A 2,164-nucleotide genomic window follows, 5' to 3' on the forward strand; every position below is an offset into this window, starting at 1 on the left:
ACGCCCAGAAGACCCAACGACGGGCTATCGCACGCCCCGAGGCCGGAACTGGATGCTGATGCGCGGCCCGACCGCCCGCGCGGTCTTCGGGATCGCGTGCTCCCAGGTCCGCTGGCAGGAGCCGCCCATGACGATCAGATCCCCGTGCCCGAGCTGCTGGCGTACCGTGGTGCCCGACACCCCGGCCTCCGGGCGCGGCCGCAGCAGCAGAGCGCGCGGTTCGCCGACCGAGAGGATGGCGACCATGGTGTCCTCCGTCTTTCCACGCCCGATGGTGTCCCCGTGCCAGGCGACGCTGTCCCGTCCGTCGCGGTAGAAGCAGAGCCCGAGCGTTGCGAAGTGCTCTCCGAGCTCCTCCGAGTAGTGGGCGTTGAGCATCTCCCGAGCCTCGCCGAGCAGGGGGTCGGGCAGGCGGTCGTCCTCGTCGTAGAAGGCCAGCAGTCGCGGGACGTCGACCACCCGGTCGTACATTTTCCGGCGCTCCGCCTGCCACGGCACCTGCGTGGCCAGGCGTTCGAACAGCGCGTCGGCGCCGACGAGCCAGCCGGGCAGCAGGTCGATCCACGCGCCGGCCCCGAGGCCGATCCGTTCGGGAGCGTGCTGCTGCAGTGGCCTGAGATGTGCCTCCTCGACCTCGTCGAAGAGGGATCCCTGGAGCGGTGTGGAGAGGCCCATGGAACGAGACTACCTCTCCAATCGAACATCTGAGCGAAATGCGAGGCTCGTGTTCCACTCTCGTGTCGTTCGCCCTCGGCCGGCCGCCCTCAGCCCGTCGCGCTCCGCTCGTCGTCGGCCCGGACCACAGCGATCATCGCCGTGTCGTCCTGCACGGGCCCTCCGAGGTGCTGCTGGAGGTCCTCGGTGAGCCGCCGCATCAGCTCCGCAGGTGACAGCGGCCCGGCTGCCGCGACCCCGCCGCTGTTCCCGTTCCGACTGCCGTCTTCCCCGCCGTTTCCCTTACCGCTGCCCTCGCCGTCCTGGCCTCCTGTCCCGTGCGCTGACGCGAGGGCCTCGACGCGTTCTTGGAGGGGATAGAACCGGCCGTCGCCGTCCCGGGCCTCGATGAGCCCGTCCGTGTAGAGCAGGAGCACGTCCCCGCGTTCGAATCGGAACTCGGTCACGGGGTAGTTCGCTACTGCCGGTCCTGGCCCCAGGCCGAGGCCCAGCGGTGGGCACTGCTGCGGCATCTCCAGGAACGCCGCCCGCCCCTCGTGCAGGAGCAGCGGCGGCGGATGGCCACAGTTGATCAGCTGGAGCAGCGGTCTCTCGTCGAGGATGTCCACGATCGCGGCGGTCACGAACCGCTCGCCGATGTCCGCGCCCATGCCCTCGTCGCTCGCCGCGACCTCGGCCAGACCCCAGCTCACGCTGTCCTCCAGCGACGCGGCCAGGTCGGGGAGCGGCGACTGCCGGTGTGCGGCCGCATGGAACGCGCCCAGCAGCAGGGCGGCGTCGCCGAGCGTCTCCAACCCTTTGCCGCGCACATCGCCGATCACCAGCCGGGTCCCGTGCTGCGTCCGCGCCGCGGCGTAGAGGTCCCCGCCGATATGGGCACCGACGGTCGCGGCGTAGTACTCGGATGCCAGCCGCAACGGTCCGGCGCGCGTCGGCAGTGGCCGCAGCAACACCCGCTGCGTCGCCTCGGACACGGTCCTCGCTCGATCGAGCTCGACGTCGCGCCGCTCCTGCACTCCGGCGAAGACGACGATGAACGCCCCGATGAGGACGAGCGAGGCGATCTGTACCTCGAGGTTCTCCGTGGTGAGCACGCCCCGCGCGGCGCCGATGGTGACCAGGGTCACCACCGACAGCGCCCCGATCGCCGCAGTGGCCCGCGGCCCGGCGAAGGCGGCGGTGATGGCCGGCGCGACGACCAGCAGCGGCCCGAGGTGGATGTCGGCGGGGGCGAGGATGTCCGTGGTGGCGATCAGCGCCATCAGCGCGAGGGGCAGCAGGAGCAGCAGCCGACCCGCCCTCACCCTCACCGGCCGGGTCGGAGCGCGATCCCCCATCTCTCGGCTCCTCTCCCACACACCGCCAGGCGCGGTCCATCACCAGGCGCGGTCCATCAGGCTTCCATGCCACGCCACCCCCGCAAGATCCGCAACCGCTCTCATCCCACCCCGTGCCCCTTCCGCCGCCTCCACGCCCACCACGCCCCACC

At 71.4% G+C, this 2,164-nt stretch carries 2 protein-coding genes; both read right to left on the reverse strand.

The features are described from left to right. Positions 1-24: 24 nt before the first annotated feature. Entirely contained in the window at positions 25-675 is a 651-nt protein-coding gene (locus TR48_RS38460; protein WP_042375669.1) for an alpha-ketoglutarate-dependent dioxygenase AlkB, read from the reverse strand. Positions 676-764: 89 nt separating this feature from the next. Further along, entirely contained in the window at positions 765-2,012 is a 1,248-nt protein-coding gene (locus tag TR48_RS38465) for a PP2C family protein-serine/threonine phosphatase (protein ID WP_042375671.1), read from the reverse strand. Between the last annotated feature and the right edge of the window lie 152 nt (positions 2,013-2,164).

The sequence above is a fragment of the Streptacidiphilus neutrinimicus genome (assembly GCF_000787815.1).
Taxonomy (GTDB): Bacteria; Actinomycetota; Actinomycetes; order Streptomycetales; family Streptomycetaceae; genus Streptacidiphilus; species Streptacidiphilus neutrinimicus.

Coding starts and splice junctions, on each gene's coding strand:
- TR48_RS38460 (WP_042375669.1), bottom strand. CDS start 675: ATGGGCCTCTCCACACCGCTCCAGGGATCCCTCTTCGACGAGGTCGAG.
- TR48_RS38465 (WP_042375671.1), bottom strand. CDS start 2,012: ATGGGGGATCGCGCTCCGACCCGGCCGGTGAGGGTGAGGGCGGGTCGG.